Source organism: Microvirga calopogonii (assembly GCF_003347665.1).
Lineage (GTDB): Bacteria > Pseudomonadota > Alphaproteobacteria > Rhizobiales > Beijerinckiaceae > Microvirga > Microvirga calopogonii.
This window is the reverse complement of the sequence record NZ_QDGA01000011.1, coordinates 43995-70249: the sequence shown is the minus strand read 5'-3', so window position 1 is coordinate 70249 and position 26255 is coordinate 43995. Positions and strand designations below refer to the sequence as shown.

Annotated in this window: 25 protein-coding genes and 1 tRNA gene; 20 read left to right on the top strand and 6 right to left on the bottom strand. The window is 58.6% G+C overall.

Translation table 11 applies throughout. The annotated features are described in order from the left end of the window. Positions 1-174 precede the first annotated feature (174 nt). The 10 genes from DDF70_RS11825 to DDF70_RS11775 all read left to right on the top strand — a co-directional run bounded on the left by DDF70_RS11825 (position 175) and on the right by DDF70_RS11775 (position 11443). Positions 175-663 carry a YidB family protein gene (locus tag DDF70_RS11825; protein ID WP_114945068.1) on the top strand — a complete coding sequence of 163 codons (489 nt, stop codon included), beginning with the start codon at positions 175-177 and terminating at the stop codon, positions 661-663. 225 nt (positions 664-888) lie between these two features. Then, entirely contained in the window at positions 889-1128 is a 240-nt protein-coding gene (locus DDF70_RS11820; protein ID WP_114945067.1) for a hypothetical protein, read from the top strand. Positions 1129-1276: 148 nt separating this feature from the next. Continuing rightward, positions 1277-1576, top strand: coding sequence for a hypothetical protein (locus DDF70_RS11815; RefSeq protein ID WP_162820356.1), 300 nt, complete (start codon positions 1277-1279; stop codon positions 1574-1576). Positions 1577-1690: 114 nt separating this feature from the next. Continuing rightward, on the top strand, positions 1691-1954 hold the full coding sequence (locus DDF70_RS11810; protein ID WP_245435455.1) for a hypothetical protein: 264 nt from the start codon (positions 1691-1693) through the stop codon (positions 1952-1954). 569 nt (positions 1955-2523) lie between these two features. Continuing rightward, positions 2524-2614: transfer RNA gene (locus DDF70_RS11805), tRNA-Ser, on the top strand. A 95-nt stretch (positions 2615-2709) separates the two neighbouring features. Beyond that, a complete protein-coding gene (locus DDF70_RS11800) occupies positions 2710-4530 on the top strand; it encodes a site-specific integrase (protein ID WP_114945064.1) in 1821 nt (606 codons plus the stop codon). 1453 nt (positions 4531-5983) lie between these two features. Then, on the top strand, positions 5984-6670 hold the full coding sequence (locus DDF70_RS11790) for a recombinase family protein (protein ID WP_114945062.1): 687 nt from the start codon (positions 5984-5986) through the stop codon (positions 6668-6670). A gap of 5 nt (positions 6671-6675) precedes the next feature. After that, on the top strand, positions 6676-9981 hold the full coding sequence (locus DDF70_RS11785) for a hypothetical protein (RefSeq protein WP_162820355.1): 3306 nt from the start codon (positions 6676-6678) through the stop codon (positions 9979-9981). Positions 9982-10096: 115 nt separating this feature from the next. Next, positions 10097-10828 (top strand): hypothetical protein, encoded by a 732-nt coding sequence (locus DDF70_RS11780; RefSeq protein WP_162820354.1) that lies wholly within the window; start codon positions 10097-10099, stop codon positions 10826-10828. 261 nt (positions 10829-11089) lie between these two features. Continuing rightward, positions 11090-11443 (top strand): RidA family protein, encoded by a 354-nt coding sequence (locus tag DDF70_RS11775; protein WP_114945059.1) that lies wholly within the window; start codon positions 11090-11092, stop codon positions 11441-11443. 6 nt (positions 11444-11449) lie between these two features. Here the strand turns inward: DDF70_RS11775 and DDF70_RS11770 are convergent, their stop codons facing one another. The 3 genes from DDF70_RS11770 to DDF70_RS11760 all read right to left on the bottom strand — a co-directional run bounded on the left by DDF70_RS11770 (position 11450) and on the right by DDF70_RS11760 (position 13876). Continuing rightward, positions 11450-12253 (bottom strand): glycosyltransferase family 2 protein, encoded by an 804-nt coding sequence (locus tag DDF70_RS11770; RefSeq protein ID WP_114945058.1) that lies wholly within the window; start codon positions 12251-12253, stop codon positions 11450-11452. A 67-nt stretch (positions 12254-12320) separates the two neighbouring features. Next, on the bottom strand, positions 12321-12935 hold the full coding sequence (gstA, locus tag DDF70_RS11765; RefSeq protein WP_114945057.1) for a glutathione transferase GstA: 615 nt from the start codon (positions 12933-12935) through the stop codon (positions 12321-12323). A gap of 131 nt (positions 12936-13066) precedes the next feature. Continuing rightward, complete coding sequence (locus tag DDF70_RS11760; RefSeq protein ID WP_114945056.1) at positions 13067-13876, bottom strand: endonuclease/exonuclease/phosphatase family protein; 810 nt, start codon at positions 13874-13876, stop codon at positions 13067-13069. A 240-nt stretch (positions 13877-14116) separates the two neighbouring features. Here DDF70_RS11760 and DDF70_RS11755 point away from each other — a divergent pair, with 240 nt between their 5' ends. After that, complete coding sequence (locus DDF70_RS11755) at positions 14117-16642, top strand: heavy metal translocating P-type ATPase (protein WP_114945055.1); 2526 nt, start codon at positions 14117-14119, stop codon at positions 16640-16642. Further along, entirely contained in the window at positions 16639-17094 is a 456-nt protein-coding gene (gene cueR / locus DDF70_RS11750; RefSeq protein WP_114945054.1) for a Cu(I)-responsive transcriptional regulator, read from the top strand. The genes DDF70_RS11755 and cueR overlap by 4 nt, the downstream gene beginning before the upstream one ends. A 341-nt stretch (positions 17095-17435) precedes the next feature. On the opposite strand, the gene DDF70_RS11745 is transcribed toward cueR, so the two are convergent. Further along, the gene (locus DDF70_RS11745) at positions 17436-17993 is read right to left on the bottom strand and encodes a tyrosine phosphatase family protein (RefSeq protein ID WP_245435454.1); all 558 of its coding nucleotides are present in this window, start codon (positions 17991-17993) and stop codon (positions 17436-17438) included. A 278-nt stretch (positions 17994-18271) separates the two neighbouring features. On the opposite strand from DDF70_RS11745, the gene DDF70_RS11740 reads away from it, so the two are divergent. From DDF70_RS11740 to DDF70_RS11730, 3 genes are all read left to right on the top strand, one after another. Continuing rightward, positions 18272-19003: a L,D-transpeptidase gene (locus DDF70_RS11740; RefSeq protein WP_425374069.1), complete on the top strand. Its 732-nt coding sequence runs from the start codon at positions 18272-18274 to the stop codon at positions 19001-19003. A 105-nt stretch (positions 19004-19108) separates the two neighbouring features. Then, entirely contained in the window at positions 19109-19312 is a 204-nt protein-coding gene (locus tag DDF70_RS11735) for a YgaP family membrane protein (protein WP_114945121.1), read from the top strand. 339 nt (positions 19313-19651) lie between these two features. After that, positions 19652-20032 carry a DUF1622 domain-containing protein gene (locus tag DDF70_RS11730; protein WP_170316061.1) on the top strand — a complete coding sequence of 127 codons (381 nt, stop codon included), beginning with the start codon at positions 19652-19654 and terminating at the stop codon, positions 20030-20032. Here DDF70_RS11730 and DDF70_RS11725 read toward each other — a convergent pair. Next, a complete protein-coding gene (locus DDF70_RS11725; RefSeq protein ID WP_114945052.1) occupies positions 20015-20974 on the bottom strand; it encodes a homocysteine S-methyltransferase family protein in 960 nt (319 codons plus the stop codon). The genes DDF70_RS11730 and DDF70_RS11725 overlap by 18 nt on opposite strands. A gap of 234 nt (positions 20975-21208) precedes the next feature. On the opposite strand from DDF70_RS11725, the gene DDF70_RS11720 reads away from it, so the two are divergent. The 3 genes from DDF70_RS11720 to DDF70_RS36535 all read left to right on the top strand — a co-directional run bounded on the left by DDF70_RS11720 (position 21209) and on the right by DDF70_RS36535 (position 23459). Further along, entirely contained in the window at positions 21209-21958 is a 750-nt protein-coding gene (locus tag DDF70_RS11720) for an EAL domain-containing protein (protein ID WP_114945051.1), read from the top strand. A 448-nt stretch (positions 21959-22406) separates the two neighbouring features. Then, complete coding sequence (locus DDF70_RS11715; RefSeq protein WP_114945050.1) at positions 22407-23249, top strand: alpha/beta fold hydrolase; 843 nt, start codon at positions 22407-22409, stop codon at positions 23247-23249. 72 nt (positions 23250-23321) lie between these two features. Further along, on the top strand, positions 23322-23459 hold the full coding sequence (locus tag DDF70_RS36535) for a hypothetical protein (RefSeq protein ID WP_162820353.1): 138 nt from the start codon (positions 23322-23324) through the stop codon (positions 23457-23459). Between the two features lie 13 nt (positions 23460-23472). Here DDF70_RS36535 and DDF70_RS37980 read toward each other — a convergent pair whose 3' ends face one another. Continuing rightward, entirely contained in the window at positions 23473-24225 is a 753-nt protein-coding gene (locus DDF70_RS37980) for a LuxR C-terminal-related transcriptional regulator (RefSeq protein WP_245435453.1), read from the bottom strand. A 451-nt stretch (positions 24226-24676) separates the two neighbouring features. Here DDF70_RS37980 and DDF70_RS11705 point away from each other — a divergent pair, with 451 nt between their 5' ends. Further along, on the top strand, positions 24677-24940 hold the full coding sequence (locus DDF70_RS11705) for a hypothetical protein (protein WP_114945049.1): 264 nt from the start codon (positions 24677-24679) through the stop codon (positions 24938-24940). Positions 24941-25220: 280 nt separating this feature from the next. After that, complete coding sequence (locus tag DDF70_RS38730) at positions 25221-26240, top strand: calcium-binding protein (protein ID WP_281024359.1); 1020 nt, start codon at positions 25221-25223, stop codon at positions 26238-26240. Positions 26241-26255: the final 15 nt, after the last annotated feature.

Here is a 26255-nt window from a genome sequence, read left to right as displayed (position 1 = left end):
AGACTCTACCGAGTGAGGGCGCATACATTCCTCAGCGCGCAAAGGTTCGTCAATCCGGCCCATTGGCCGGTCCCTGGGGCCATGGGTTCTGCGCCTCTGGCCATGGATCCGCGAGAGAGATTGGAACCCTTTCGGGTCGACCGCGATTCTCGTGCATCGGACGAGGAGGAAAACATGAGCCGAGGCTTTCCATCGATGACGGCCCTTTTGGGACTTCTTGCCGTCGCAGGATTTCAGAATCGCGACAAGATCGCCGAAATGCTGCGCGGTTCGACAGCCAACAGCAATCCCACTGGCACGCCGGGAAATCTCAGCCCACCACAAGGCAGCTCCAATGGCCTGGGCGGCTTGGGCGGCCTGGGAGGATTGCTGGGAGGCTTGAGCGGGCAGAACCCGGGCGGCTTTCTGAGCGGTGGCTTGGGAGAGCTGGTCGACAGCTTTAGGCAAAGCGGTCACGGCGATGTTGCCGATTCCTGGGTGGGCACAGGCCCGAACAAGGAGGTCGCGCCACAGCAACTGGAGCAGGCCATCGGACCTGACGTGCTGGCGACCTTGACACAGCAGACCGGCTTGTCCCGCGAGGAGATTCTTGCACGGCTGTCCAAGGAGCTGCCGCAGGCCGTCGACAAATATACGCCGGAAGGGCGGCTCCCTTCCGCCTGAGCGGCTCCTCTCGATCTTGGGCAATGGTCGCCTTCGATGCTGTCGATGGCGACCGTTCTTCGAACGAGAGCACCGCATCAAGTGCAAGGTGGAGGCTCGCTTCGACCAAAGGATCGAGGCGAGCCTCTATCCTTTTGACCTCCCCCCTACCTCCATCGCCTCCTTCCTGAAGGACGGTAATCGGGTAGCCTGCCAAGTCTCGGTTGCAAAGCATGGGAGGGGCTGATGCATACGGACCGCTTTGTCGTCTTCAAGTTCCAGGACGAGTGGCTGGTGACATACGCAGACCGGGAGCAATCGGCCTTCGCGACACGCCAGGATGCGGAGCGGTCGGCCTTCGATGCCGCCGATACACTCGCGTCACATGGTCATGCGGTATCCGTGCTCATCATTCCCGATGGCGCGAGCGACGCTTCCAAGCCTTGTCTTTCCATCGTGGGGTCCGAGAAGAAGAGCCTGAATTGAGCTGATCCTCTCCAGAGCCTTCGGCCGTACAGGCAATCGCATCCTTGTCTCAATCTCGAACCTTGCTCTCCTGCAGCCGCTCGCTTGTCGGCTCGCATTGGATTAGGATGCAACGTGAGACGGGGTTCCTCAGGCCGGGATGGCGGCGATGCTCTGGGCAAAGAAGGCAATCGACCCCGATGAATGGGACCTGACGCAGGATCGGTTCGAGGAATTGTTCGTCAAGCTCGGAAGTCCGAAGCAGATGATGCTCGCTGCGGCGTGCGACCCTGAATCCGGACAATCGATCCTCCTCATGAGCCTGCCGAACACGGCATATCTGGGCTTCTTCTCAGGCTTCGAATCCGTGACGGAGGACGCCCTGCCGTCGGAAGCCGCCCTGCTCGTCGGCCATAGCGACGAACTGCTCAAACGCTTCAAATATCCGGCAAGCCGGGCCGCTCCTTAGAACGAATCGCTCTTTCCGTTGAACATCCCACACCTGAACCTAGCTTGGGCATTCCCTTGCCACAATTGGCTGCCAATGGCCGAGCTCGTTCGAGACTTCGCAGTGGAGAGCATCGTGACAGCAGCCCACGATTTCGACGAGATGGTGGACCTTCTTGCACTCACCCGGCCATACGAGAGGTCGACCGGCATGAACATGGCATGCAAGGTGGCAACATTGCCGCTTCGGGACGCCGTCACCGTGGTGGTCGAGGATTGGGCCGACGACAAGTTCCGGCAGTTGAGCGCCGTGATCGTCAGGCCGTCGGGCCCAGCGATCCGAAGCTTCGAGGAAATCCGGCATCTCTACGGGAAGGCTGAGATGAGTTCTCCGTCATGAGCGAAGCGGTGTAACCTGCCCCTCGGCATTCACGGTGCTCGGCTTTTAGTCGCAAAGGTAAACATTTCATCACCCGACACTCTTCCCTATCGGGCCCGCAGCCGCTCTTATGCCGTCGGTCACTGGCCGACGGAGGAACAGAGTGGAACTCGACGAAGCCAATTGCTCATGCCCGAAATGGTTTCCGATATTCCTTTCGGGGATCGGATTGACCAGTCTCGCCCTGTCCCATCTGTTCTGGTAGGAGCACGGCCCTCGTTTGCAGGCCTCTCAAGCTCGTCTTTGATCCAGAACAATGCCGTAGCGTAAGCACATGATAGAAAGAGCCCCAACCAAGGGGATCTATCATGCACCCGTTCCATCAAGACCTTTGGTCATTCGCTCTGGATGCCTTCCTGCTGGTCGGCGCGACCGCCGGGCTTGGCGGCCTGCTGGTTTCTCTCGTCACCCTGCCCTGAAGCTCCGAGCCGCGACCCCGCACGCGGTCAATTTTGGACCTTGACGAAAAGACCCTCTTCGCGTCTATTGCGCCACCTGCGAAGCGGGATCCCAGATCCGGCTTTTCGCCCGGAGACGTGGCCGAGCGGCTGAAGGCACTCGTTTGCTAAATGAGCATACCCCAAAAGGGTATCGAGGGTTCGAATCCCTCCGTCTCCGCCATACCCCACCTAAGTTATTGAGCGAACTTAAAGCCTTGTGGCAAAAGCGTATTTAGCACCTTCGTACGCCACATTTTACACCACAAGGCTCACCACATGCGCTTCGGGTTCAAGGAATTCCGCAAGAGCCCCCATAGTGATTCCACCGAATTTCGGAAACGCTATCCAGCGGACATTTCAGCTAAAACCGGAAAACAGCACTTTACTGTCTCGGTTGGTCAGATAACCGAGAAGCACGCGTCCGCAGCTTTCGCGAAAGCGTTCTCTAAGTACGAGGAAAGGTGTACAGAGTTACGTCAGGTCGAAGGAGCTACAATCGGCTTAGCTTCCTTCAGGCAACCAATCTCCCCATCCGCAGCGGCTTTCCCCCTCCCGGTGATCAACCCAACACTTGCAGAGGAAGCTATCGAGCGTTGGCGAATAAGTGAGACGATTCGCGCATATGAGGAGATCGCGAACGGTCAAGTGAGCCTAAACCCGCTTGGAGCAGAGGCGATTGAGCGGAGCGAGCGCTGCGTGATGCTCGATCAGTATCGCAGTGACCTAAAGGTACCAGAGCAGTATCGCAGTCACGCAAGAATACCCGACTTCGACGACCGAATGCTGGCAGCCTTAGCAGGGCAAGGCTACATTATACCAGACAATCATCCCGTCCTGCGAATGCTGCGGACTAGCTTCGCAGATGCATGGTTATCTGTTGAGCGGTACCGGGATCGCATGATTCGCGATCCTGCCTCGGTCGAGCCACCGTCAAGCTTAACCCGCCAGCCCGTGACCGGTCAAACGTCCATCTCCAGCTTAGCCTCACAATCCCCGACAACGTTACAGGAGTTGGCAGAGAAATGGCTCGACAAGAACAAGAAGCCAGCAAAGACAAGAAGCAAGCTCAACCGGTGTGTAGCGATGCTGTCTGCTCACTTGGGCGGCAATGTTCCAGTCGAGAGTATCACACCGTTACAGTTGATCGAATTTTATGAAAATGCAGTGAAGCTCCCTGCAAGGCCGCGTCAGCATGAACGTGACATGACGTTTGCAGAATTGGTCAATCAGGACATTCCGGCCCGCCGTTGCCTTACCATTCAAACAATCGGCAATTGGTTCAATATTCTTCACTCCGCCTGCAATTGGGGAAGGAAGACGAGGTTGATCGGTTTCAATCCGATCACTGACCACAAACCGGATACGTCAAAAGCGAAACAGAAATATCCGACACGCGTCCCAACTGATGCGGAAATCTCGAAGTTTTTCACAAGCTCGATCTACACTGAACGGGCGAAATCGCCTGCATGGTTCTGGCTTCCTCTCCTATCAATGTACACAGGAGCCCGCCTTAATGAACTTGGCCAGCTTGAGCGTTCGGATGTGGTTTGGGATGAAACCCCGTACTTACATATCACAACAGATACAAGCGAAGACGAGGACCACAATTCCTCATCCCAGCAAGAGAAATCGGTCAAGAACAATAACTCCAAACGCAAAGTTCCCATTCATCCACGGCTGCTGGAGTTAGGATTCAGGGAATTCTGGCATTCGTCCAATGCAATCCACTTGTTCTCTGATCTTCCCCATGAAGAACTTCGTGAGGGCCAGACCCCAACGCAAGACTTTAGCCGGAATTTCGGCCGGTATCTTCGGAGGTTAGAAGTCCCAAGAGGAGTCAAATTTCACTCCTTCCGGCACCTCTTTACAGATGTTGCCGAAGATATGGGAGTTCACCCCAAGGTGCGAAGTGTGCTCGTCGGACATGGGAAAGAAAATGATCTGAAGCTCGTTCTGGCTGCGCAGATGACGGATACATACGGGAGCGGATATGGAAGAAAATCTCGCCTCATGTTCATGCATAGCGAAATCAAAAAAGTCGAGTATGCTTCATTGCCTCCGATAAAACCATGGCAAAAAATACGAATACATCAATAAATATTGACCTTATTCGCGAAGATAAATATTATTCAGAGATACATCTGAAGGGCTTAATTATATAGGCTGGCCCGGTCGAAACCGTTGCGCCTCTGACTGTGGGCCTCCAACGCGGGAAGGATGTCCCAAGAGGTTAGGTGTCCCCTCCAAGTGATGGATACCAAAAGAGGATCGCAACGTCTGACAGGCATTTGCCAATCTTGACGACGATCCGCCTGCACCCGGTCGAGAGGTTTGGCTTGGTGCAGGTGCTCGCATCATCATTGATGCGTAACCGCTAGGAGGGCCGTGCCTTCCGAGAAGGGCAAATACACGCAGGGTTTCGGGTAGCCACCTGCTCTGTCGCCAGACAGTACGTTGCTGAAGCCCTCGTGATTCCCAAACGAATGAACACAACCTTTCTTCTCCCCCGCTTCTTACGAAGGACGCTTGATATTGGACCATCGAGCTATCAGCCGCGTAAGGAGCGGGGGGATAGAAGTTTCGATCAAACCCAACGAATGGACAAAAAAATATTCATCTCAACACTGGTGAGTGAGTGAGCGAAGCAAGGCGAAGCGAACCACGAAACCAGTAGCACGAGCGTTTAGCTCGGGCTCAGACATCATTTTGGATGCGTTCTCGAATGATCCCTTTGTGTCCAGTTCCAGCACCTCTTTAGCCGAAAACCAGCTTGAATGCTGTGGCAGTTGAAGGATCAGAAAAGCTGAAAATTATCTCGTCAGTTCTTGGATCGGTTGCGCGGCTCCACCTATCGCCGCGCTCATGGAACACGTTCGTCCTACACCATGCCTGCCCACGATCCCATTTGTCACCGTGTGCATTGAGAGTTGTCGCAGCCGGAAGCCTTACAACATGAGGTAATCGCCCCTCCGCTGGTCCATTCACATCACGCGACAATTCAGCCATGCGCTTCCAAAGGACGGCGATCTCGAAAGGAGGCTTCATGGATTTTTGTACAGACGCCATCTCAGAACCTCCATTTTAGAAGCGTGGCGCTGTCGCTCCGTGACTTCCTGAGCAGCGATGCGCGCCAGTTTAATGGACCTGTCCGCTGGTGATGGCTGCAACATTGCCTGTTGTCGCTGCAAAGCAAGGTCGTGCATTTTCGAGAGGTGGCGGTTTTGCTCGCCGTCTATCTGCTTTCGAATTACCGCCATGCGTTGAATGTCTTTGTACGCACTACCCGGGCGTATCGTTTTATATCTCTTCATAACTGTGCAGTCCGATGAAATGTTTTATATATTTATCGGATAATATCGGACTATTATTACGAATAATCCAATCAGCATTATCAACAAAATCTCTTCAGAAAGAATTCAGGTGGCTGACATCTTAAGTTGTATCCAAGTTTTATTCATAAAAACTTGTCGTTTGATGCGGAATACATATTGACACGTCAGTTGTGAAATTTATAAATGGTCGTATACGAACTTCACGGTGAGGCTTACGCGTGGCGTCGCATAACTATGTTGCGTACTATAGAACATCTCTTCGGGATCAATGTCTCGGTATCGAAGCGCAGAAGACCTCGGTCGCGACTTTTCTGAAGGGTGGCGACAATCGCCTTCTTGCAGAGTTCGAGGAGCATGAGTCAGGGAAGAACAACAGCCGCTCTGAACTCAGAAAAGCTCTGTCAGCGTGCAAAAAGCATAAGGCGACATTGATAATAGCGAAACTGGATCGCCTCAGTCGATCATCCGCATTCATCAACAATCTTATGGAGTCTGGGGTTGATTTCGTAGCATGTGACAATCCTCACGCGAACAAACTCACAGTCAGAATTTTGGCCGCCGTTGCTCAACACGAGCGCGAGCAGATTTCATCCCGAACCCGGGATGCGCTCGCAGCGCTTAAGGCTCAAGGCAAAGCGCTCGGCAATCGAACCAATTTGAGTCAGGCGCAAGCAGTAGGTCGTGCGAAGCGGTGTGCAAAAGCAACCCAGTTCGCCTCCAACATCCTTCCTATCGTGGAAAAGATAACCGCGTCTGGGATCGTCACGTTGCGAGCAGTTGCCGCTGAACTCAACGAACGGAACATCCCTGCTCCGCGAGGTGGGGAGTGGTCTGGTAAACAAGTCCAACTCCTCCTGCGACGCGCTCAACCATCTCCCAGTAATCCTTATGAATCGGTTCGGTGAAGAACGTGGCTCAGAAACCCAACGCAGATATTCCCGCAGAACTTAGCCCCTCCGCATTCATGCGCATGAGGAGACCAGAGCAATTCTCCGACTCAAAGGAGGAGGAAAGCCCCGTCCTCGACAGAAGCTTGTTTGAATATCACTTAGATACGGTAACTAGTCGCAGTGATGAGAAAGCGTTCGAACATTTCTGTCGCAAGCTGGCGCAAAAGGAGCTTTGCCCAAACCTACTTCCGCAAACCGGCCCTACAGGTGGTGGCGACAGCAAAGTCGATACAGAAACCTATCCCGTTGCCCCCGAGATCGCAGACCGTTGGTACCAAGGGGATGTGAATGCCGGTTCTGAACGATGGGCATTTGCCATCAGCGCAAAAAAGGATTGGAAACCAAAAGTTCGCTCCGATGTCAAAAAGATAATCGAGACAAACCGTAGCTACTCACGAATATACTTTATGTCCAATCAGTACATACGGGACAAAGATCGCGCTGATATCGAAGACGAGCTTTCAAAGGCGTATGGGGTTCCCGTAAGGATTCTCGATAGAACATGGATAATTGAAAAAGTCTTCGAAAGAGGGCATTGGGCCTTAGCTATCGAGGCGCTGAACATCAGCGTCTCGACTTCACAGAAGCGAGTGCATAGCGGTCCCTTAGATACAGAGAGGCAAGCTCACCTAGATGAACTTGAGGCTCAGATCGCTGATACAAGTCGTTATGCCGGTGTTGAGTATCAGCTTGCCGAGGATTGCCTTGATGCTGCCGTTCTGGCGCGTGAACTGGAATTAGGAAGGGTCGAGGTCGATGGGCGCTTTGACCGCGCAGAACGTATTGCCAAGCGGGTCAACTATCGCCCTCAAAAGCTTCGCGTCAAGTATCAGCGCGCATGGACAGCGTGCTATTGGTTTGACGACTTAGAAACTACCGATGACCTCTACGATGATATCGAGGCTCTAGCACTTCCCAGCGACCAAACTGACGACTTAGAGCTTCTGCATAACATTTGGACGATTCTCGCAAGCGGAGTGAAAACCGGTAGACTGAGCGACCCAGAAGGCAAATTGCTGCAACGGACGGAAAGACTGAAGGCACGGCTGCAATCACTTGCGGAGCAGGTTGAGCGGCCCAACAATGCAGCGAATGCGGAGTCGATGCTTTGCACATTGCAGATTATCGAAAGCCCGCATGACAAAGAGGTTATCAATAGTTCGATCAGACGGCTCGCCGCAGTTTTCAGCAAATCCGAGCGTCTTGGAGGTTACCAATTTGACCGCTTTGCGAAAATTTTCGAGGAGCTTGGCAATTTAACCGGTGGCGAGCCTGCTTATGATGAAGCATTCGAGATCATCCTACCTATTCTCGAACGGAGGCGAAGCGAAGGTGCTGCTGGATTTGCGCTGCTAAGGCGCGGCTTTCAGAAGATTGATGAAGGGAAGAACATAGAAGCGATACGTCTCCTCGGGCGCGCGCAACAGAAATTGATCAAGCACGAGTATCGTGACAAGCTCGTTCTGAGTCTTGTCGCTTGTGCCCAAGCATACGAGCAAGTGGGACTCCTCTGGGCAGCGCATTCGAATTTACTTGCGGCTGCATCAGTTGCGTTCGCGGACTTCGACAGAGGTGGGCAGATCAGTAATGTAGCCCTGAGGAGTATTCAACGGCTTGTCTGGATCGAAATCCAACTTGGACGCGTGCCACAGGCTCTTGAGTATCTAAGTTTTCAGCAGATTCTCGTTAGCCACCTCCAGATGGAGGACGAGAATAAAGAGCGTTCTGATCAGCAGTTCCAGCATCAGGATGCTGTTCTCGCGATGCTGCTGCTTAGGTCGAGTTTGAAGCAGCTTGCCGCGATGGAGAGTCTGCCTAAGACTTTGGAGCGCCATGGCCTGTTTGTTTCTGCTATGACTCTTTTGTTCTCTCTGGGTCATGAGGAGGCTTTGAGTGCTGAAGGGTACATCCCATCAGGGATGTCGCGAGAAGAGTTATATGAAACCTTCAAGCGCCTATCAGAGCAGCCAGCAAAGGAGAGTCTTCCAGCGCAACCCGAAGTCTTTGATGAGCCTTTCGTTACCTTTCGCTCGTCCGTACTTGGCTGCGAGTGGGCTGTAAGTGTCGAGCTTGATGAAACAGCTATCAGGATTGCGGAAGCATTCTTAGGTTTTGTGGAGGCATTCTTCGCGACAAGTCTCGATCGCGATGCAATTCCTCATCGGCAACACATAAACATCGTGGTTTGCAAGCACAAAAGCGATGAGTCCTCTAATGACGACCCGGCGCTTCAAATTGTTCTTGATGACCCCGACGCTCTGGCCCGCATCGAATACAGCCGTGCGTACGATCCTGATAAGGATTTAGCAGAGGGCAAGTTGCTAGAGTTCCTAAGGGACTCCTTAGCGGTCATCATACCGAGAGTCCTGTATGTCCCTGACTTCACGAAGTATTTTAGTCGGATCGCAGATGTCGAGGAAGGGTTTGGGCGCTCATTATCATTCTCAAACGTATTCGCCAGCGCAAGCAATGTCGTCGGCTCGAACACAGGATACAGACTGTCTGAATGGTTGGATGAAGAATCTCGGTACCCGCTGAAGCGAGATCAAGTGGTATCGTTTGAAACAGTGGCAGAACAGCGCGAGCCCAAAAAGTATGGTGTTGGTGAGCCCCCCGATGAACTTATGCAGACAGAAGGCTTGAGACACGATCAGCGCCGAGTTCTTTCGATAATCGACATTGAAGCATGGGATCAAGCTAAGTGGCGTGGCGTCGGGATTATCATTCCTCCATACCGCCCTCCACTTATGGCGCTGCTCTTCGAGAACGAGCACGCGGCAAGAAAGATTTTCTCGGGCTGGCTAAAGCGTTTTGGGGAGGAAGATAAAGAGGAGAAGATTCGTGTCTCTATCTTAACTGGAGTGAATCGTCAGCATCCGTCATCCTACAAAGTCGTGATAGGAGCAAACATAGATAAAGAGTTGGAGAACGCCTCACCGGCGAACCAGTTCGTAATTCTATCGCGTATACAAGAGATGCATAATCCTAACCCCGCAAACTTGGAATCTATGCTCTCGGCCTACAAGGAGTACGGGTGTTTCTTGTTGGCTCCCGCGATCATCTCTCCTGCTCGACAGCAGCCAGACCTGCTACTCGACATGGCGATCCTCAAACGCGAATTACTTGTCCGACCAGCATGGGAGATTGGAGATAATGATCCAGACAGTATTGCCATATCTCCCAGTGATGATCCCATTATTCCTGATGGTGTGATTGATCCTCCAGTTGCTGGAACACTCCTCAGGCGGAAAAAAATGCGGGAATGAAGCCGTTAACGAACCACCGTTTTATGCCGTGGCTTAGGAGAGCGGTCATAACACCAGTTTTGATGCCCGCTGCCGCGCTACAAGATCAAAGGCCTATCCCTGCGTGTAGATAAGTATGTTGCTCGAAACAGCGCTTGCATCAGCCCATAAAAAAGCCTTGTGGGATCAATTTTGTGAGGCCCATTCAATTGCGACAAGGAGTGTGCCCCTATTCGCGGCTGATTCTATGGGTAGGGTCGAAGTAGTCCGCCTTGGAGAGAAACAAGCACCGTTCCTACGCCGATCTCCTGCAATGGAGGACATGATTGGTATGGCTGTTGAACAGGTGCTTGCCGCCCCACCGGATGATGCTGAGGGGCTACTCTATATGATGCTACGCCTCGACGAGCAGGGAGGAGTTATCCCGCTTTACGTCGGCCGTGCGGGACGCCATGGCAAGAACGGAAGTCCATTATCCGCCAACCTGAAGGGTATCCAGCGTACCCGTCATGGAGGTTGGGGAAACGGCCGGAAATTCGCTCGATGGGGATATGGCTTTGCATATCATATAGGTGACCTCAGTTGTGCTGCACTACATGGGCATGAGCCGCGCCAGCCTGCCCCAAAGTATCTGCGCTGGGCACGTCACCTCTTCTCCGAGGTGCCTTCTACCTCCCCCAAGATGCGCTTTGAAACGAGGTTTTGGTGCACAACATGGAGGCCTACCTCGCCGAGCATCTGGCGAGAGTTCGGCGCATGTCCGCTTGCATTCATTGAATACCTTCTCATCGGCGTGGCGAGTCTGTTGTTCCCAACAGACCTCCTTAACGAGGAGGGCGTTAACCGCCGTGTCACGCAGGATCAGTGATAGATGCCGCCGACCCGCTGTGCCAAACCCCTGTCATTTACACCACATCTCTTGACGCAGGCTACACCACATAGCTATGGTCTACGTGCAAATAACTCTTCTGAAACAAGGCTTTAGTCGCGTGGTGTAAGGTTAGGCCGAGACTCCCTCCGTCTCCGCCATTTCCCATTGCTCCACTGTCCTGGCAATCTTCGGCTGTCATCCGTGCGCGGACTTGTGGTAGGAGCCTGACCTGCGACCGGGCATGGGGAGAATCGTACCGTGACAGACATCCGGCGGATCGGCGTTGCCGCACGCTACAGCGATCTCGTGATGCACGATGGGACGGCCTATTTCTCGGGCTACGTACCTGAGACGACCCTGGGCCTTTCGGCCGCGGAGCAGACTCGGGATATCCTGGGACAGATCGAGCAGTCCCTTGCAGAGATCGGCAGCGACAAGTCCCGGCTCCTCCAGGCGACGATCTGGCTCGCCGATATTGCCCACTACGACGAGATGAACGCGATCTGGGATGCCTGGGTCGTTCCCGGTCAAGCCCCCGCTCGCGTCTGCGTCGAGTCCAGGTTGGCCGACCCCGATTACAAGCTCGAGATCCAGGTCATTGCCGCGCTCTAAGCGGCCTTAAGCCTTGACTCGCTTCGCATCGGCGTTCGATTTCGTAAGGGCTCCCAGGCGCTTGCGCTCGTAGTGCTTCGCCAGACGCAAGTGGCGCCAGGTTGCGTAGTTCATCGAGATCAGGAAGCCATATGTGCCGCGCAGAAAGTGGAGCCGGCCGAAATAGACCTTCAGGAACGCGGCGGGGAACTCGAAATAGACCCGCCATGTGGGAATCGAGACCCCCCTCACCTCAAGGTCGACCGCCTGCTGGTCGGCGTAGCTGTTGAGCTTGGCCAGCTGGTCGCCGAGCGACCGCACGGATCGATGATGCACGAGCCCCTTCAGCTTGCCGACCTTGGTCTTGGGCTTCAGGTCGACCCGATCATGAACCAGCGAGGACGAATACCGGCCGGCATCCCGGTGATAGAGACGGACAGGCGCGATCCGGTAAGCCAGCGGATGAGGAGCGCTTTCGCCAGGATAGGTCTCGGCGATGCGGATCCCATACGCTTGGCAGGGCGGCTCGCCCTGTGCGAACAGCCTGTGGATCTCGGCCAGCAGCTCCGGCGACACCTCCTCGTCCGCGTCGAGGTTCAGCAGCCAATCGTACCGGCACTGGTCCTCTGCGAAGCGCTTCTGCAGACCGTAGCCGGGCCAGGGATTGAAGATTACCCGTGCGCCAAGTTCCTGGGCCACCGCCTGAGTTCCGTCCGTCGACCCTGAATCGACCACGACGATATCGTCCGTCAGCCCCCGGATGGCACGGATGGTCGCTCCGATGCGGTCGGCCTCGTTCTTGGCAATGATGAAAACGGAAACAGGAAGCATGGCACCGGGTGCCTAGCGCATCGTGCGAGCAAGTGAAACCGGTTTTTCACCGGCGCGCCCGTTCCGGTCACGCGGCAATCGATAGACCTTCGGCCTGCAGGGCCCGCCTGACCATCTGCCGTTCGGAAACCCGCCGCATGTATTCCATAACGGTCGGATGATCAGCCAAGTCGATTCTGTGGAAGCGAGCCCAGCTCAGAATTGTGAAACAATATGCATCGGCCACGGTGAAGCGATGCCCGGTCAGGTAGGGGCGTCCTCGAAGGCACTGATCCAGATAGGCGATGCGCCTTTGCAGACGGCAGATGGCGAACTCCCGGGCTCTGGGAGGCGTCGGTGCCTCCCAGAGCGGATCGAACCCGCTGTGGAGCTCGGCACCGGTGAAATCGAGCCATTCCTTGACTTGGTAACGTTCCCAGGAGCCCAGGTTCGGAAGGAGCTGGGCCGACGGCGCTTGGTCGGCAAGGTATTCCAGGATGACAGGGACCTCGGCCAGGATCTCGCCGCTCTGCAACGCGAGGGCCGGTACGTCCCCCTTCGGGTTGATGCGGCTGAAATCAAGTCCCGACGCCGTCGTTTGGGTCTTCAGGTCGACCTTGTCATATGCGATGTCCAGGCCGGCCTCGAATGCGATGATACGCGGTGCGAGCGAACTCGCTCCGGGAGTATAGTACAGCTTCATGAGAGTTCCGCGCCTTCGAATATATAAAGCTATAACGTAACACTTGGCGCTATTAATATGTCGCGGGAGAGCGCCTTCAAGGCACCTGGGCCGAGCTGCTCCATTATTTCCTGTGCCGGCGAAACGACAATCTAAAGGAGTTCACCCTCGTGCGCCCGCCTCTGCACGGAAGTGCCCAGCCGTTTGCGTACCCGCAGCTCCGCCAGGAGCGGAAAGTGATCCGATGCGACGCGCGTCATGGGATTCCGCACCGGACCGGCGTCGACCACCTCGATGGATTTGGTCACGAAGACATGGTCCAGGCGCAGGACGGGCGCACGCGTGTGGAATGTCGGCTGTGGCTCTCCGAAGGAATTCGACAGCTGAGCGTCCTGCATCCGGTTCGCGATCAGCCGATAGGAACGCGAGTAAGGCGGCGCGTTGAAATCCCCAAGCAGCACGGCCGGATCGCCGCAATCCGGATGGCCGATCCAATCGGGCCCGATGAGAGCGGCCGCCTGGGTTCGCCGCTCTCCGGAGCGGAGCGAGAGATGGGCGTTGACCACCTGGATCGTCTGGCCGTCGATTTCGACGGAGACCCAGAGGGCGCTGCGCTTCTCGAAGGACGGCCTCGTCGATTGAGTCGGAAGACGGCTCGACCTCACGATTTTCGAGGCGTGGCGGGTCAGGACTGCAATGCCGTATTGCTCTCCCAGGATGCGAATCGTGGGCTGGAAGTGCAGATCCATGCCGAGCCTCGACGCCACGGCCGCAGCCTGGTCGATCTCCCCTGCCCGCACGCGCCCGACGCGCACCTCCTGCAGGGCGACGACATCCGGATTGCAAGATGCAATCACGTCGGCGATTCGCTGCGGTGAGATCTTCCTGTCCGTGCCGAGCCAACGATGGACGTTATACGTGAGGATCCGAAGGGTTGGCCCCTGTTTGTCGCTATGCTTCAAAGGTCGGCACCGGCTCTATTGTTCGTTGAAGGTCAAACTACCGCGTCGTTCGACAAAACGGGAAGTCGCATCTGCCACCTAGGTGGCAAACGTGTCGGATCAATGACCCAGGCTCAAGCATGGTTCCCAAGCCAGGGCTCCGCCGCTCCAGATCTCCGAGACCCATGTTTGCATCCGCTTGACCTTCCCATGATTGGAAAGATTACACCCTGTTCCCATATGAGGATCAGGAGATTCACCATGACCGCCGGCAGACCTGCCTCTATCGATAGCATCGACATTCCCGTCCAGGGAATGAGTTGTGCCTCCTGCGTCGGTCGCGTGGAGAAGGCGATCCGCTCGGTGAAGGGCGTCACGGCCGCGAACGTCAACCTGGCGACGGAAAGGGCGCACGTGGAATTTGCCCCCTCGGGAGCCGATCCCGCGGCGGTCGCGGAAGCCATCCGCGCAGTGGGCTACGACCCGTCCGAGAGCACGGTCGAGTTGAAGATCGACGGCATGACCTGTGCTTCCTGCGTCAACCGGGTCGAGAAGGCGCTCAAGCGGGTTCCAGGCGTGGTGGAGGCCTCCGTCAATCTCGCCACCGAACGGGCCTCCGTCCGCTATCTCGGCGGTGCGGATATCGTGACCCGCCTGATCGATGCCGTTGAGCAGACCGGCTACGAGGCGAAGCCGATCCAGCGAGAGGACGGCCAGGCGGACCGGGAACGGGAGGCACGGGAGGCCGAAATCGCCGGTCTCCGACAGGCCGTGCTGGTCGCCACGATCCTGACCCTGCCGGTCTTCATCCTCGAAATGGGTTCCCACTTCATCCCGGCGATCCATGACTGGATCATGGGAACGCTAGGGCATCGCAACAGCTGGTACATGCAGTTCGCCCTGACCACCCTTGTCCTGTTCGGACCCGGGTTGCGCTTCTTCCGGAAGGGCGTTCCTGCCCTCCTTCGCGGATCTCCGGACATGAACTCGCTGGTCGTTCTCGGCACGAGCGCGGCCTATGCCTATTCGGTGGTGGCGACCTTCCTGCCGGGCCTTCTGCCCGCAGCCATGGACAACGTCTATTACGAGGCGGCGGCCGTGATCGTGTCCCTCATCCTGATCGGACGGTTTCTCGAAGCGAAGGCCAAGGGCCGCACATCGGAGGCGATCAAGCGCCTCATGGGCTTGCAGGCCAAGACCGCCCGCGTGGTACGAAACGGCGAGGTCCTGGAGGTTCCCCTCGACCAGGTCCTGGCGGGCGATCTCGTCCAGGTCCGCCCCGGCGAGAAGGTCCCGGTCGATGGTATCGTTGTGGAAGGATCTTCCTACGTGGATGAATCCATGATCACGGGAGAGCCTGTCCCCGTCGAGAAATCGGATGGCAAGGAAGTGGTCGGCGGTACCATCAACCGGACCGGCAGCTTCACCTTCCGCGCCATCCGCATCGGCGCCGACACCGTGCTGGCCCAGATCATCCGCATGGTCGAGCAGGCCCAAGGGTCGAAGCTCCCGATCCAGGCCCTCGTCGACCGGGTGACCGCTTGGTTCGTGCCGGCCGTCATGGCGGCGGCGGCCCTCACCTTCCTGGTCTGGCTCCTCCTCGGTCCCGATCCCGCCCTGACCTTCGCCCTGGTGAATGCGGTCGCCGTGCTGATCATCGCCTGCCCCTGCGCGATGGGGCTGGCGACCCCGACCTCGATCATGGTCGGCACCGGCCGGGCGGCGGAACTCGGCGTGCTGTTCCGCCAGGGCGAGGCCCTGCAGAGCCTCAAGGAGGTCGGCGTCGTCGCCCTGGACAAGACCGGCACCCTGACCCAAGGACGCCCGGAGCTGACCGACTTCGTGACGGCTCCCGGATTCTCCGAGACCGAGGCCCTGGGCCTGGTCGCCGCCGTCGAGAGCCGTTCCGAGCACCCGATCGCGCAGGCCATCGTGGCGGCGGCCGAGCGGCGCGGGCTCGCCCTCTCGCCGACCGACAGCTTCGAGGCCGTGCCGGGTTTCGGCGTCTCGGCCCTGGTCGAGGGGCGGAAGGTGGATGTGGGGGCGGACCGCTTCATGGCGAAGCTCGGCCTCACCGTCTCCGGCTTCGCCGACATTGCCGCCCGCCTGGGGGACGAAGGCAAGAGCCCGCTCTATGCGGCGATCGACGGCAGGCTGGCGGCCATCCTGGCGGTGGCCGATCCGATCAAGCCTTCGACGCCGGAGGCCATCGCAGCTCTTCATGCGCTCGGGCTGCAGGTCGCCATGATCACCGGCGACAACCGCAGGACCGCCGAAGCCATCGCGAGGCGGATCGGGATCGACGAGGTGGTGGCGGAAGTCCTGCCCGACGGCAAGGTCGAGGTGGTCAAGCGCTTGCGTCAGGCGCACGGCCCCATCGCCTTCGTGGGCGACGGCATCAACGACGCGCCGGCCCTGGCGGAGGCCGATATCGGAATCGCCATCGGCACGGGCACGGACATCGCCATCGAGAGCGCCGATGTGGTGCTCATGTCAGGCGACGTGCGTGGCGTCGTGAACGCCATCGCGCTCTCGAAGGCGACGATCCGCAACATCCGGCAGAACCTGTTCTGGGCCTTCGCCTATAACGTCCTGCTGATCCCGGTCGCCGCGGGCGTGCTCTATCCGGTGGACGGCACCCTGCTCTCGCCGATCTTCGCGGCCGGCGCCATGGCGCTGTCGAGCGTGTTCGTTCTCGGCAATGCCCTGCGTCTGCGCGGCTTCAAGGCACCCATCGCATCGGCGCAGCCGGCTTCTCACATTCAAACCGTCGAAGGTGTCGCATGAATATCGGACAGGCAGCCGCGGCTTCGGGCGTATCGTCGAAGATGATCCGCTATTACGAGTCCATCGGGCTGATCCCCAAGACCGTGCGCACGGAATCCGGGTACCGGGTCTATTCGGATCACGACGTACACACCCTGCGCTTCATCCGCCGCTCGCGGGATCTCGGCTTCTCCGTCGAGCAGATCTCGGACCTCGTGTCGCTCTGGCAGGATCGCGAGCGCGCGAGCAAGGACGTGAAGGCCATCGCGCTCGAACATGTGGGCGTGCTCGAACGAAAGATCCGGGAACTGCAGGAAATGACGTCGACCCTGAAGCATCTCGCCAGGAACTGTCACGGCGATGCGCGTCCCCATTGCCCGATCATCGAGGAACTGGCGAGCGATGATACGGCGTCCACTCCCATGAAGCCGGATGCGAAGTTCGGCGCTTTGGGGAAAGTGACGGCGCGGTAAGGGCCGCTGAGTGCGAGTGCGCCTGCGGAAAGCATCATGCAAAAGCATCATGCAAGAGTGAGCTGACCGAGACGCGCCGCTGTCATTCCGGGGCGAGTGTTAGCGAGAACCCGGAACCCATAGCCGCCTATGATACCGGAACAAGGCGCAACGTTGCGCGCTCATTACTGGTACGTCAGCGATTATGGGCTCCGGGTTCGCACCAGAGGTGCGCCCCGGAATGACAGTGGAGTAACACGGATCGTGCTGCGCCTCACCGGACTGCGCCTCACCGGATCGGGATGGCCGGCACAAGGCCGGCCATGACGTGGAGGTGAGTGCCCTGCCTGAGACTCGGCCCCTCAAGCCGCCATCTCGACCTCGCGGCTGCGCCCGAGATCATGCATCACCTGCACGTAATTCGGCATCCGCCGGATCTGGCGGCCGTAGTGCCGGCGCAGCGCATCCGTGAGCCGTCCGTTGCGCGACAGGAGGCCGTCCGCGAAATCGACCATGAGAGAGTTCGGCCATGCCTGCGGCCGGATCTCCGCCAACCGCTCGAACAATGCATCCTCGCTCTCGTCCGGATTGGACTGGGCCATGAGGGTCAGCATCGCGGCGGTCGAGCGCGAGACGCCCATATGACAATGGACGAGCAGGTGTCCCTCGGTGCGCTCATCCCCCTCCTCCATCACGTCCTCTCCGAAACGGAGAATGGATTCCACGTCCTGCGGCGTGGGAAGGATCATCCCTGGGATCGGATGGATGATGTCGTGGAAGCGCAGGATGGTCCTGTGGTGCGGATCGTAAGCCCCGAATGCCTCCGGGTCGGGGTGGTCCGGATCGAGGATCGAGAGAACATGGGTCACGGACCTGTCGCGCTGGTCCGGCAATTCGGAAATGCCACAGATCGTGAACATCCGTATGGGTATCCGCTGCATGAAATCGCTCGTTCGACACTTCGGGTGAGACAGAGAACTTAACGAACCTGTCAAAAGTGTTAACTCGCGGACTGCCGAATGGATCGAGGCATTCAAGATACTGTGTCTTGCAAACCACACCCGGGCTTTGCCACATTTCCGCCATGCAAGATCCACCTTGTCGTCACCGCCAAGGCTATGTCTCTTCATGAGTATTGCCGGCGCGCCTGAGCCTCGGCAGATCACACCAAAAACAGAAACTGCAGGTCACCCCACTGATGTTTGCTGCCCTGGCTTCGCGCCCGTCACTCTTGAACAACGCGCCCCGCTTCCTTGCGGTTCTTCTTCCCATGGCCCTGGCGGCCTGTGTCTCGACACAAGGCCCCACGCAGCAAGCCGTCCGCCGCATCGATCCCGCCTATGCGGCCATGTACGGACCGCGCCCGGACGAGCCGCATCCCCTGCCCGCCACCGACATTTCCGAAGTCGATCCGCGCTTCCTGCGCCGCGAGGTCGCCTATTACGGGCGCGAGGAGCCCGGCACCATCGTGGTCGATACGGAAGCCCGCCATCTCTACCTCGTGCGCGAGGGTGGCCGCGCCATCCGTTATGGCATCGGCGTCGGCAAGGAAGGGCTCGCCTGGAGCGGCCGCGCCCGGATCGGCCGCAAGGCCATGTGGCCGCGCTGGACGCCCACCGCCGCCATGATCCGCCGCGAGCCGGAGCGCAACGGCCGCTGGGCCGGCGGCATGGAAGGCGGATTGAACAATCCCCTCGGCGCGCGCGCGCTGTATCTCTACAACAATGGCGTCGATACCATGTACCGCCTCCATGGAACGACGGAGCCCTGGTCCATCGGCCAGTCCGTGTCGAGCGGCTGCATCCGCCTGTTCAATCAGGACATCATCGATCTCTACAGCCGCGTGCCCGTCGGTTCGCCCGTGGTCGTGCTGCAAGGAAAGCGCCTCTTCGACGTCGAGGATGAGTCGCGGGTGTCCTCGGCTTATTGAGCAGGACGGAGATCAATCAAAAGGGCCGGCGAGTAGCCGGCCCTTTTTCTTTTATCGCTGTCAGGCTTGTTGTAAGATCGCCGTGTCTCTGCTGGAGGCATGGTCATGACCGTAGAACGCGCGATCCTTCTGACCGTCGGGGGGCTCATCATCGTCTCCGTGCTGCTCGCCGTTACCGTGAACATCAACTGGCTCTGGCTCACTGGACTCCTCGGCGCCCATCTGGTGCAGGCATCCTTCACCGGGATGTGTCCGGTCGTGATGATGTTCAAGCGCATGGGGCTTCCCAGCAAGCCGGGTTTCACCTGATCCGATCGCAAGTATGCCCGGTCAACTGGCACACATTTGAGTCCTGATCCTGAGGAGGTGCGCAACGCCACCTGCTTTGCTCCACTGTCATTCCGGGGCCGCGCAGCGGAACCCGGAACCCATAGCCGCCGACGTTTCAGGAAGACGCGTCACGGTAATCGTGATGTCTTGAGACGTCGTGTTTATGGTTTCCGGGCTCTCGCTAGCGCTCGCCCCGGAATGACAGCAGCGCGCTCGAGGCATCCACGCCAGAAGCCGCTCTTTTCCCCAAATCACCCTCTCTGGCTACATTGCCAAGGTGTCCTATGAATCTATGTCCATGAGGCGGAAGGAACGCTCATGGACGATTGGTTTTTCTCGGCGCTCAAACTGACGACACGCGCCATCGAGGTCGGCGGGATCGCCATCATCGTCCTCGGCATCCTCGGATCGAGCATCGCCGCGCTCTGGCAGATTCTGCATGGCCGTCCGGGAGCGGATGCGTTCACCCTGTATCGCTCGAATGTGGGCCGCGCCATTCTGCTCGGCCTCGAATTCCTCGTCGCCGCCGACATCATCAACACGGTCGCCATCGAGCCGACGATTCAGAGCCTTCTGATCCTCGGCGGCATCGTCCTCATTCGGACGTTCCTCAGCTTCTCGCTCGAAGTCGAGATCGAGGGCCGCTGGCCCTGGGATCGGCACAGGGGCGAAATCGAATCCTCACGCCGCTCGGCCTGACGATGGAATGCAGGCCTCGCAGATCGCCGCGATGTGGCGATGGTCGGTGCCGCAGCATCCCCCGAGCACGGAAAGCTGCGTCATGCGCTGGCGCAGCGCCCGGTAACGCCGCCCGAGATCGACAGGGTCGCCCGGGTCGAGCTCGGTGGATTCATCAAGCTCCGCGTGGCTTTTGGCCGAGGCATTGGCGCGCAGCCCTCGAATGCGCCGGATCCATTCGTCATTCCCGGACAGGATGCCGTCGAAATGGGTCGGGTGTGCGCAGTTGATCATGTAATAAGCCGGAACATGACCGGTCTCGCGATCCGTTCTTTCGATGGCGGATCGGAGCGTCTCGCCGGAGGCGAGCCTGCCATCCGTTTCGACCGTGAACGAAATCACCACCGGCATGCCGAGCGCCTCCGCCGCGCGCGCGATGCCGATGGCCTCCTCCGCATAGTTCATGGTGACGGCGCTCACCATGTCCGCTCCACCCTCGCGAAAGGCTTCCACCTGCGGCGCATGATAGGCCTGCGCCTCTTCCGACGTCATCTGCGTATCGACTCTGTAGCCGTCCCCGCGCGGGCCGATGGCGCCATTGATCAGGACGCGCTCCCTGGTGTCTGAGAGCCTGTCTCGCAGTGAGGCAGCCCAGCGCACGGCCTCCTCATTCACGTTCGCCAGTTCGGCAGGCGAGACATTCAGCTTCGCGGCCCAATCGGTATTGGCCCGCCATGTGGGCGTATCCAGGATGAACCCGACATCCCGCTCCACGGCGGTGCGGATGTATGGCTCGAAATATCGTTCCAGCCGCGCCCGCCCCTCCTCGCTTCGCAGAAGCGGAAAGGCCGCGAAGCAGGGAAGATCGAGGCCTTCGAGAAAGACGAGCGTGGTCTCGAGCCCCCCGTCGGTCAGAAAGATCGCATCGTCGGAGGGTGGAAAGGCAAATCGGCGACTGGTCATGGCAGCACCTCCCGCATTCCTTGCATCAACGATGAACCGTCAGCCCTCCCCTGGAAGTGGACTGGCTTCGCGTTGTGCTCTGCCGGCGCGGGGTTGAGAACTGCGGCAGCCTGCGAGATTGCCCGAATCCCCATGGCCCGGATGTGCCTTTCCTCACGTTAGGGCAATCGCAAGATCTTTCCCCGTATGGCTTTGTGAAATTCCCCCATCATCGGATCGGAAACGCCAGTGGACATGAAATCGGGCTGCCAGGGATGCCGGAACAGCGAACCGCTCCCTTTCGATTTCACCATGGCCTTCCACCCGATCGTGGATCTCGATCGGGAGATCGTCTGGGGCTACGAGGCGCTGGTCAGGGGAACGCAGGGAGAATCGGCATGGCAGATCCTGAGCCAGATCGATGAAGCCCGGCAGTACAAGTTCGACCAGGCCTGCCGGGTGAAGGCCATCGAGCTGGCAGGACGCCTGTTCCCGAGAACCGAGGAGACGAGGCTTTCCATCAACTTCATGCCAAATGCGGTCTATGAGCCCTCGGCCTGCATCAGAACGTCCCTCGAGAGCGCTCGTCGCGTGGGCTTCGACACCCGGCGGATCATGTTCGAGTTCACGGAAAACGAGCGGATGACGGACACGAAGCACGTCGCCCGGATCATCGCGGAGTACAAGCGCCTCGGGTTCATCACGGCCATCGACGATTTCGGCGCAGGCCATGCGGGGCTGAACCTCCTCGCCAACTTCCAGACCGATCTGATCAAGATCGACATGGAAATCGTCCGCGGCATCACGGACTCGTCCGCACGTCAGGCCATCATCGCCGGCATCCTGGTGATGGCCCGCGCCCTCGACATCGCGATCATCGCCGAGGGCATCGAGACGGAAGCGGAGCTCGCCACCCTGCGGGACGCCGGCATCAGCCTGTTCCAGGGCTTCCTCTTCGCCCGGCCGGCCATCGAGGATCTTCCGGCCGTTTCGCTCAGATCCTGATGTCGAGGGGACGGCTCGTAAAGCGCCATCCTCTCCGTCATGGCCGGCCTTGTGCCGGCCATCCCAATTCAGAAGAGCGGTGCGATCGACAATATCGAGATCACCGGCACAAGGCCGGTGATGACGTGGGAGGATCTATGCTCTCATCTCAGGCATGCCCTTAAGATTGGCGAGATCCCTAGGCCTCACTATCAAATCAAGCTCGGCGGTTGACGTAACGTCCAAGGCTGATTAGGAACATCGTCCCGGCCGCCAGCCGCCGCCACTCTTCCAGTGTCCGTCGGCTCCATTCCTGCCTTGCGCACCCGCTCCAGCACACGACTGGCGCGCTTTGCCGTTCGCCCGATGGGAAACGGCATTCGAGGCAGATGTTCATCCCCTTTGCGGCCGTTCCCTGCAGACAATCGAACGCTCCCGGAGCGGCTGCTTCCGACCTCGCGTATCCACCATGAAGGACTTTCAATCGGGCTTCTTCCTGAACAAGATTCCCTATGTGAAATCGGGTTCAGGCCCCAATCCTATCGTCGTGCTCAACGGCGGGCAGGCTTTCGTCAGGCGCCCGACCCCGGCACGGGCGCTGAGGGATGCCAGGCGCATCGCCCGCCTCCTGCCGCCCGGCCGACCCGTTTACATCCTGGGCTACGAGCCGTCGCCGCCCGCCGATTACACCGTCGAGACGATCGTCGACGACGTCGCGCGGATCCTGCGGAACGACATCGGCCCGGCCACCGTGATGGGCATCTCCTTCGGCGGCTTCGTCGCCGGGCGTCTCGCAGCCCATCATCCCGATCTCGTGAAGGCATTGATCCTGATGGTCAGCGCGCACCGGTTCTCGCCAGAGGGACGCCGCAGCATCGACCGGCAGATCGCCTGCGCCTGGGCTGGCGACTTCGAAGGATTTCTCGACGAGTTCGGTCTGGTCTTCCGCCGTCCGTGGCTCAACTGGCTCATCCGTTTGCGCTTCAGACAGGAGGGCAAGCGGCTGCACGAGACGATGAACGATCCCGTGACCATCGTGCGCGGACTCAACGCGGTTGCGGGCGAGGAATTCGGCCGCGATCCGTCCTGGCTCGCCCGCATTGCGGCGCCGGCCCTGATCGTCGGCGCGACACGCGACCCGTTCTTCGACGTGGCCGCTCTCGAAGAGACGGCCCGGCTCATTCCGTCCGCGCAGCTGCAGATCTTCAGGAACGAGACGCACATGCTCCCGGTCGAACGGGCGCGGGACGTAGCGAAGGTGATCGCGCGGTTTCTTCAGAAAGACCGGGAAGCAACGAGTGGCGGCATGTGAGGCGCTTCACAGCGCCCTCTCCCGAAGCACGTCATCCTGCCGGCCATCGAACAAAGCCGAAAGGAAAGCATCATGAACGCGACGAACCATCACCGGACGGAACACGAACCGGCCATGCGGCCCTTTCCCATATCGGTCGCGCTGCTTCTTGTCGTCATGGGCATCAACGTCGGGGCAACGGTCCTCTCGTTGCTCGCGATGGCGGCATGAGACTTCCCGTGTTTCAGCTCATGCGCCGCAGTTCTTGGAAATTGCCGGCCGTCGGACCGACATCGCGGAGATTTCCCGTTGCCCACATGGCGGCCTGGGTGCGGTTCGCGACGCCGATCTTGCGCAGGATCGCCTTGACGTGGACCTTGATCGTCGCCTCGGTGATGTCGAGCTTGCGCGCGATGACCTTGTTCGGGTCGCCGCCCATCAGGGACTGCAGGATCACGGTTTCCCGCGGCGAGAGCTTCGAAACCTTCGGATCCGGCGTCCGGTGATCGGCCAACGGAATGACCTCACCCGCACCGGCGGACGAGAGTTCCTGGGCGAGAATCTGGCGCATGAGCGAAGCAGGCAGGATCCTCTCGCCCAGCATCGTCAGCTCGAACGTCCTGATCAGAACCTGGTGCGCGCTCGTGGCAAGGCAGAAACTGTCGACCCCGGCCGCGACGGCGGATTGCACGGCCTGAACGTCGAACTCGTGGGAGATCGCCACCACCCGCGCCGCAGGATGCTGCGCCTTTGCATCACGGATGAGTTCGAGCGTCTGCTGGAAATGACCCGTGGCATCGACGATGCAGAGGTCGGGTTCGTTCGATGCCGATCCTGCCAGGTCGAAGCAGGTGCCCGAAAGAAGCTGTGAGAGCCCGGCCTGCAGTAGAACGTTCCCGCAAAGCAACTTCGTTGCAACGCGCTGCGCGGAATCGTCCACGCCGCCGCCTGCAGGCGCATCCTGCGCTGCGGCATCTTCCAAATGATCCTTGATCATCGATTGCCCCCCTAGGACAAAATGGAGCGGGCCTAGCCCTCCTGTCCCTATCAGGACTCAAAGTCTCGGCCCGATCAAGAGAGAGGTGCCCGTCTCTAATCACTAAGGAGTACTACGTACCACCTAATGGCTTTGAAGCAGAAAGCTTGTGTTAAGCTTTTCCAGGATCGAACGCATCGTGCGGACCCGTAGGGCCACCTCAAGGAAAGGTGGACCCGGCATTCACCGGCGTGGCCCTACGAGTCAGCGCCAGATGACGAGGACGAGCAGCGATGGCCGGCCCGGGCTTTGCTGGATCGAGCGGACTTCGTAAAATCCACCGGCTCTGTCCCTCCGGATTACCGACTTGGAGCCGGGTTTTTACTCCGCAAGCTTAGATTGCATGCGTTGCCGGCGAACATCCCGAAACGATATTATTCCTCACGGAGTCCGAAGGCTGGAGGGGGGACACATGCCGGTCAACAAGATGGGTCTGACGGATCATCACCCCGGGCGGAATGCGCCCAAGGGCATGATCACCGACAAGGACCTGAAAATTCTTTGGGTGGCACGGACGCTCACCAACATCGACTTCCAATACGGCGAGGATGTCCTGCATCTCAATCACAGTAACATCGATGCCGAGCAGAAGCGATATATCGGGGCGCAATTGCTCCTGAAATATCGCGAACGGCGGGAGCCTTATCAAAAGCTTCTGGAGAGTCTCCGGGCCTGAGAGCCTTCTGAAAAGCGCCCATAAAAGAGGCCCCCGAGAGGGCCTCAGTTCTTCAGAGGGAGCAACCAATGCTGTCGGCCACGCGTCAGTCTCCCCCTGTCCGCGCCATCGGTCAATTCACGTATCCTTACGGATCATGACGTTCGTGAACGATGGCCATGAGATTGCCTTGAAAGATGACGCCCCATGGAACAGCAAAGCATGCAGCATAGTTGATGGGGCAAGAACACATGAAGACGTGAAGATATCGGGGCCGTGCGATGCGTTCCAGGAGCCGCCTATGCCGACTGTTATAGCTATCGAAGCCAAGCCTCTCGAGTTCCATGACATCAACAGCGGCTTTTTTCATCTCTATCTGGTCAAGACGGAAACGGATGCGACGGGACGCGTCCTGTCCGAGAAGGTGATCAGGGGTTCTCTCGAGGGCTTCGGCCAGCTTGGAACGATAGCCGATGCCGACCTCGCCTCTTCGCCTGACAGGCGAGGGTCCGACACGCCGCAGGAACGGCATCGAACGCTGCTGGACCTCGGCTCGAGGGATGCGAACGATGTTTGGAAGGTGATGGTTCAGCACGCCAACAATATCGACAAGGCCGGTCTTCCTTACAGTGCGGACATCTTTCAGCAATCCCCCGGAGGGGACCTGAACAGCAACTCCGTCATTGCATCGGTTCTTTATACGGCCGGTCTCGATTGGGCTAAGAGCCTCCCGGTTGGTGTCAGCAGGTCGGAGGCTCCCCTCTACGGCCAACTCCAATACATGAACGTGAACGACGTCCTTTCGGGCACCGCACACATCGACCGGATCCACGGCGGCGTCGGGAACGACCGGATCAAGGCCGGACAGGCGAACGACACGATCTTCGGCGATGCCGGCAATGATGTCCTCTATGGCAATTCAGGCGATGACAACCTTTCTGGCGGAGCCAGTGATGATCAACTCTATGGCAGCTCGGGTAACGATATCCTACGCGGAGGATCCGGAAAGGACGCCTTCGTTTTCCATGCAGCCCTGAATGAATCCACGAATGTGGATACGATCCGAGACTTCTCGGTCAAGGACGACACCGTTTGGCTCGAGAACAGCGTCTTCACGGCAGCTGGTCCGACAGGGCGCCTGAACTCGGCGGCGTTCTGGACGGGTGAAGCTGCGCACGATGCAACGGATCGCGTCATCTACGATCGCGATCATGGCATTCTCTACTACGATCCAGACGGTACGGGAGCAGCCGAACAGATCGCCTTTGCCAAACTCGCCATAGGGCTGAAGATGACCTACGCAGACTTCAAGATCGTGTAGGTCCTTCGGGATCTG

What these genes read in the sequence shown, in the direction of transcription:
- DDF70_RS11825 (WP_114945068.1), top strand. Translation starts at nt 175, where the DNA reads ATGAGCCGAGGCTTTCCATCGATGACGGCCCTTTTGGGACTTCTTGCC.
- DDF70_RS11820 (WP_114945067.1), top strand. Translation starts at nt 889, where the DNA reads ATGCATACGGACCGCTTTGTCGTCTTCAAGTTCCAGGACGAGTGGCTG.
- DDF70_RS11815 (WP_162820356.1), top strand. Translation starts at nt 1,277, where the DNA reads ATGCTCTGGGCAAAGAAGGCAATCGACCCCGATGAATGGGACCTGACG.
- DDF70_RS11800 (WP_114945064.1), top strand. Translation starts at nt 2,710, where the DNA reads ATGCGCTTCGGGTTCAAGGAATTCCGCAAGAGCCCCCATAGTGATTCC.
- DDF70_RS11780 (WP_162820354.1), top strand. Translation starts at nt 10,097, where the DNA reads ATGTTGCTCGAAACAGCGCTTGCATCAGCCCATAAAAAAGCCTTGTGG.
- DDF70_RS11770 (WP_114945058.1), bottom strand. Translation starts at nt 12,253, where the DNA reads ATGCTTCCTGTTTCCGTTTTCATCATTGCCAAGAACGAGGCCGACCGC.
- gstA (WP_114945057.1), bottom strand. Translation starts at nt 12,935, where the DNA reads ATGAAGCTGTACTATACTCCCGGAGCGAGTTCGCTCGCACCGCGTATC.
- DDF70_RS11755 (WP_114945055.1), top strand. Translation starts at nt 14,117, where the DNA reads ATGACCGCCGGCAGACCTGCCTCTATCGATAGCATCGACATTCCCGTC.
- cueR (WP_114945054.1), top strand. Translation starts at nt 16,639, where the DNA reads ATGAATATCGGACAGGCAGCCGCGGCTTCGGGCGTATCGTCGAAGATG.
- DDF70_RS11745 (WP_245435454.1), bottom strand. Translation starts at nt 17,993, where the DNA reads ATGTTCACGATCTGTGGCATTTCCGAATTGCCGGACCAGCGCGACAGG.
- DDF70_RS11740 (WP_425374069.1), top strand. Translation starts at nt 18,272, where the DNA reads ATGTTTGCTGCCCTGGCTTCGCGCCCGTCACTCTTGAACAACGCGCCC.
- DDF70_RS11735 (WP_114945121.1), top strand. Translation starts at nt 19,109, where the DNA reads ATGACCGTAGAACGCGCGATCCTTCTGACCGTCGGGGGGCTCATCATC.
- DDF70_RS11730 (WP_170316061.1), top strand. Translation starts at nt 19,652, where the DNA reads ATGGACGATTGGTTTTTCTCGGCGCTCAAACTGACGACACGCGCCATC.
- DDF70_RS11725 (WP_114945052.1), bottom strand. Translation starts at nt 20,974, where the DNA reads ATGACCAGTCGCCGATTTGCCTTTCCACCCTCCGACGATGCGATCTTT.
- DDF70_RS11720 (WP_114945051.1), top strand. Translation starts at nt 21,209, where the DNA reads ATGAAATCGGGCTGCCAGGGATGCCGGAACAGCGAACCGCTCCCTTTC.
- DDF70_RS11715 (WP_114945050.1), top strand. Translation starts at nt 22,407, where the DNA reads ATGAAGGACTTTCAATCGGGCTTCTTCCTGAACAAGATTCCCTATGTG.
- DDF70_RS36535 (WP_162820353.1), top strand. Translation starts at nt 23,322, where the DNA reads ATGAACGCGACGAACCATCACCGGACGGAACACGAACCGGCCATGCGG.
- DDF70_RS37980 (WP_245435453.1), bottom strand. Translation starts at nt 24,225, where the DNA reads ATGATCAAGGATCATTTGGAAGATGCCGCAGCGCAGGATGCGCCTGCA.
- DDF70_RS11705 (WP_114945049.1), top strand. Translation starts at nt 24,677, where the DNA reads ATGCCGGTCAACAAGATGGGTCTGACGGATCATCACCCCGGGCGGAAT.
- DDF70_RS38730 (WP_281024359.1), top strand. Translation starts at nt 25,221, where the DNA reads ATGCCGACTGTTATAGCTATCGAAGCCAAGCCTCTCGAGTTCCATGAC.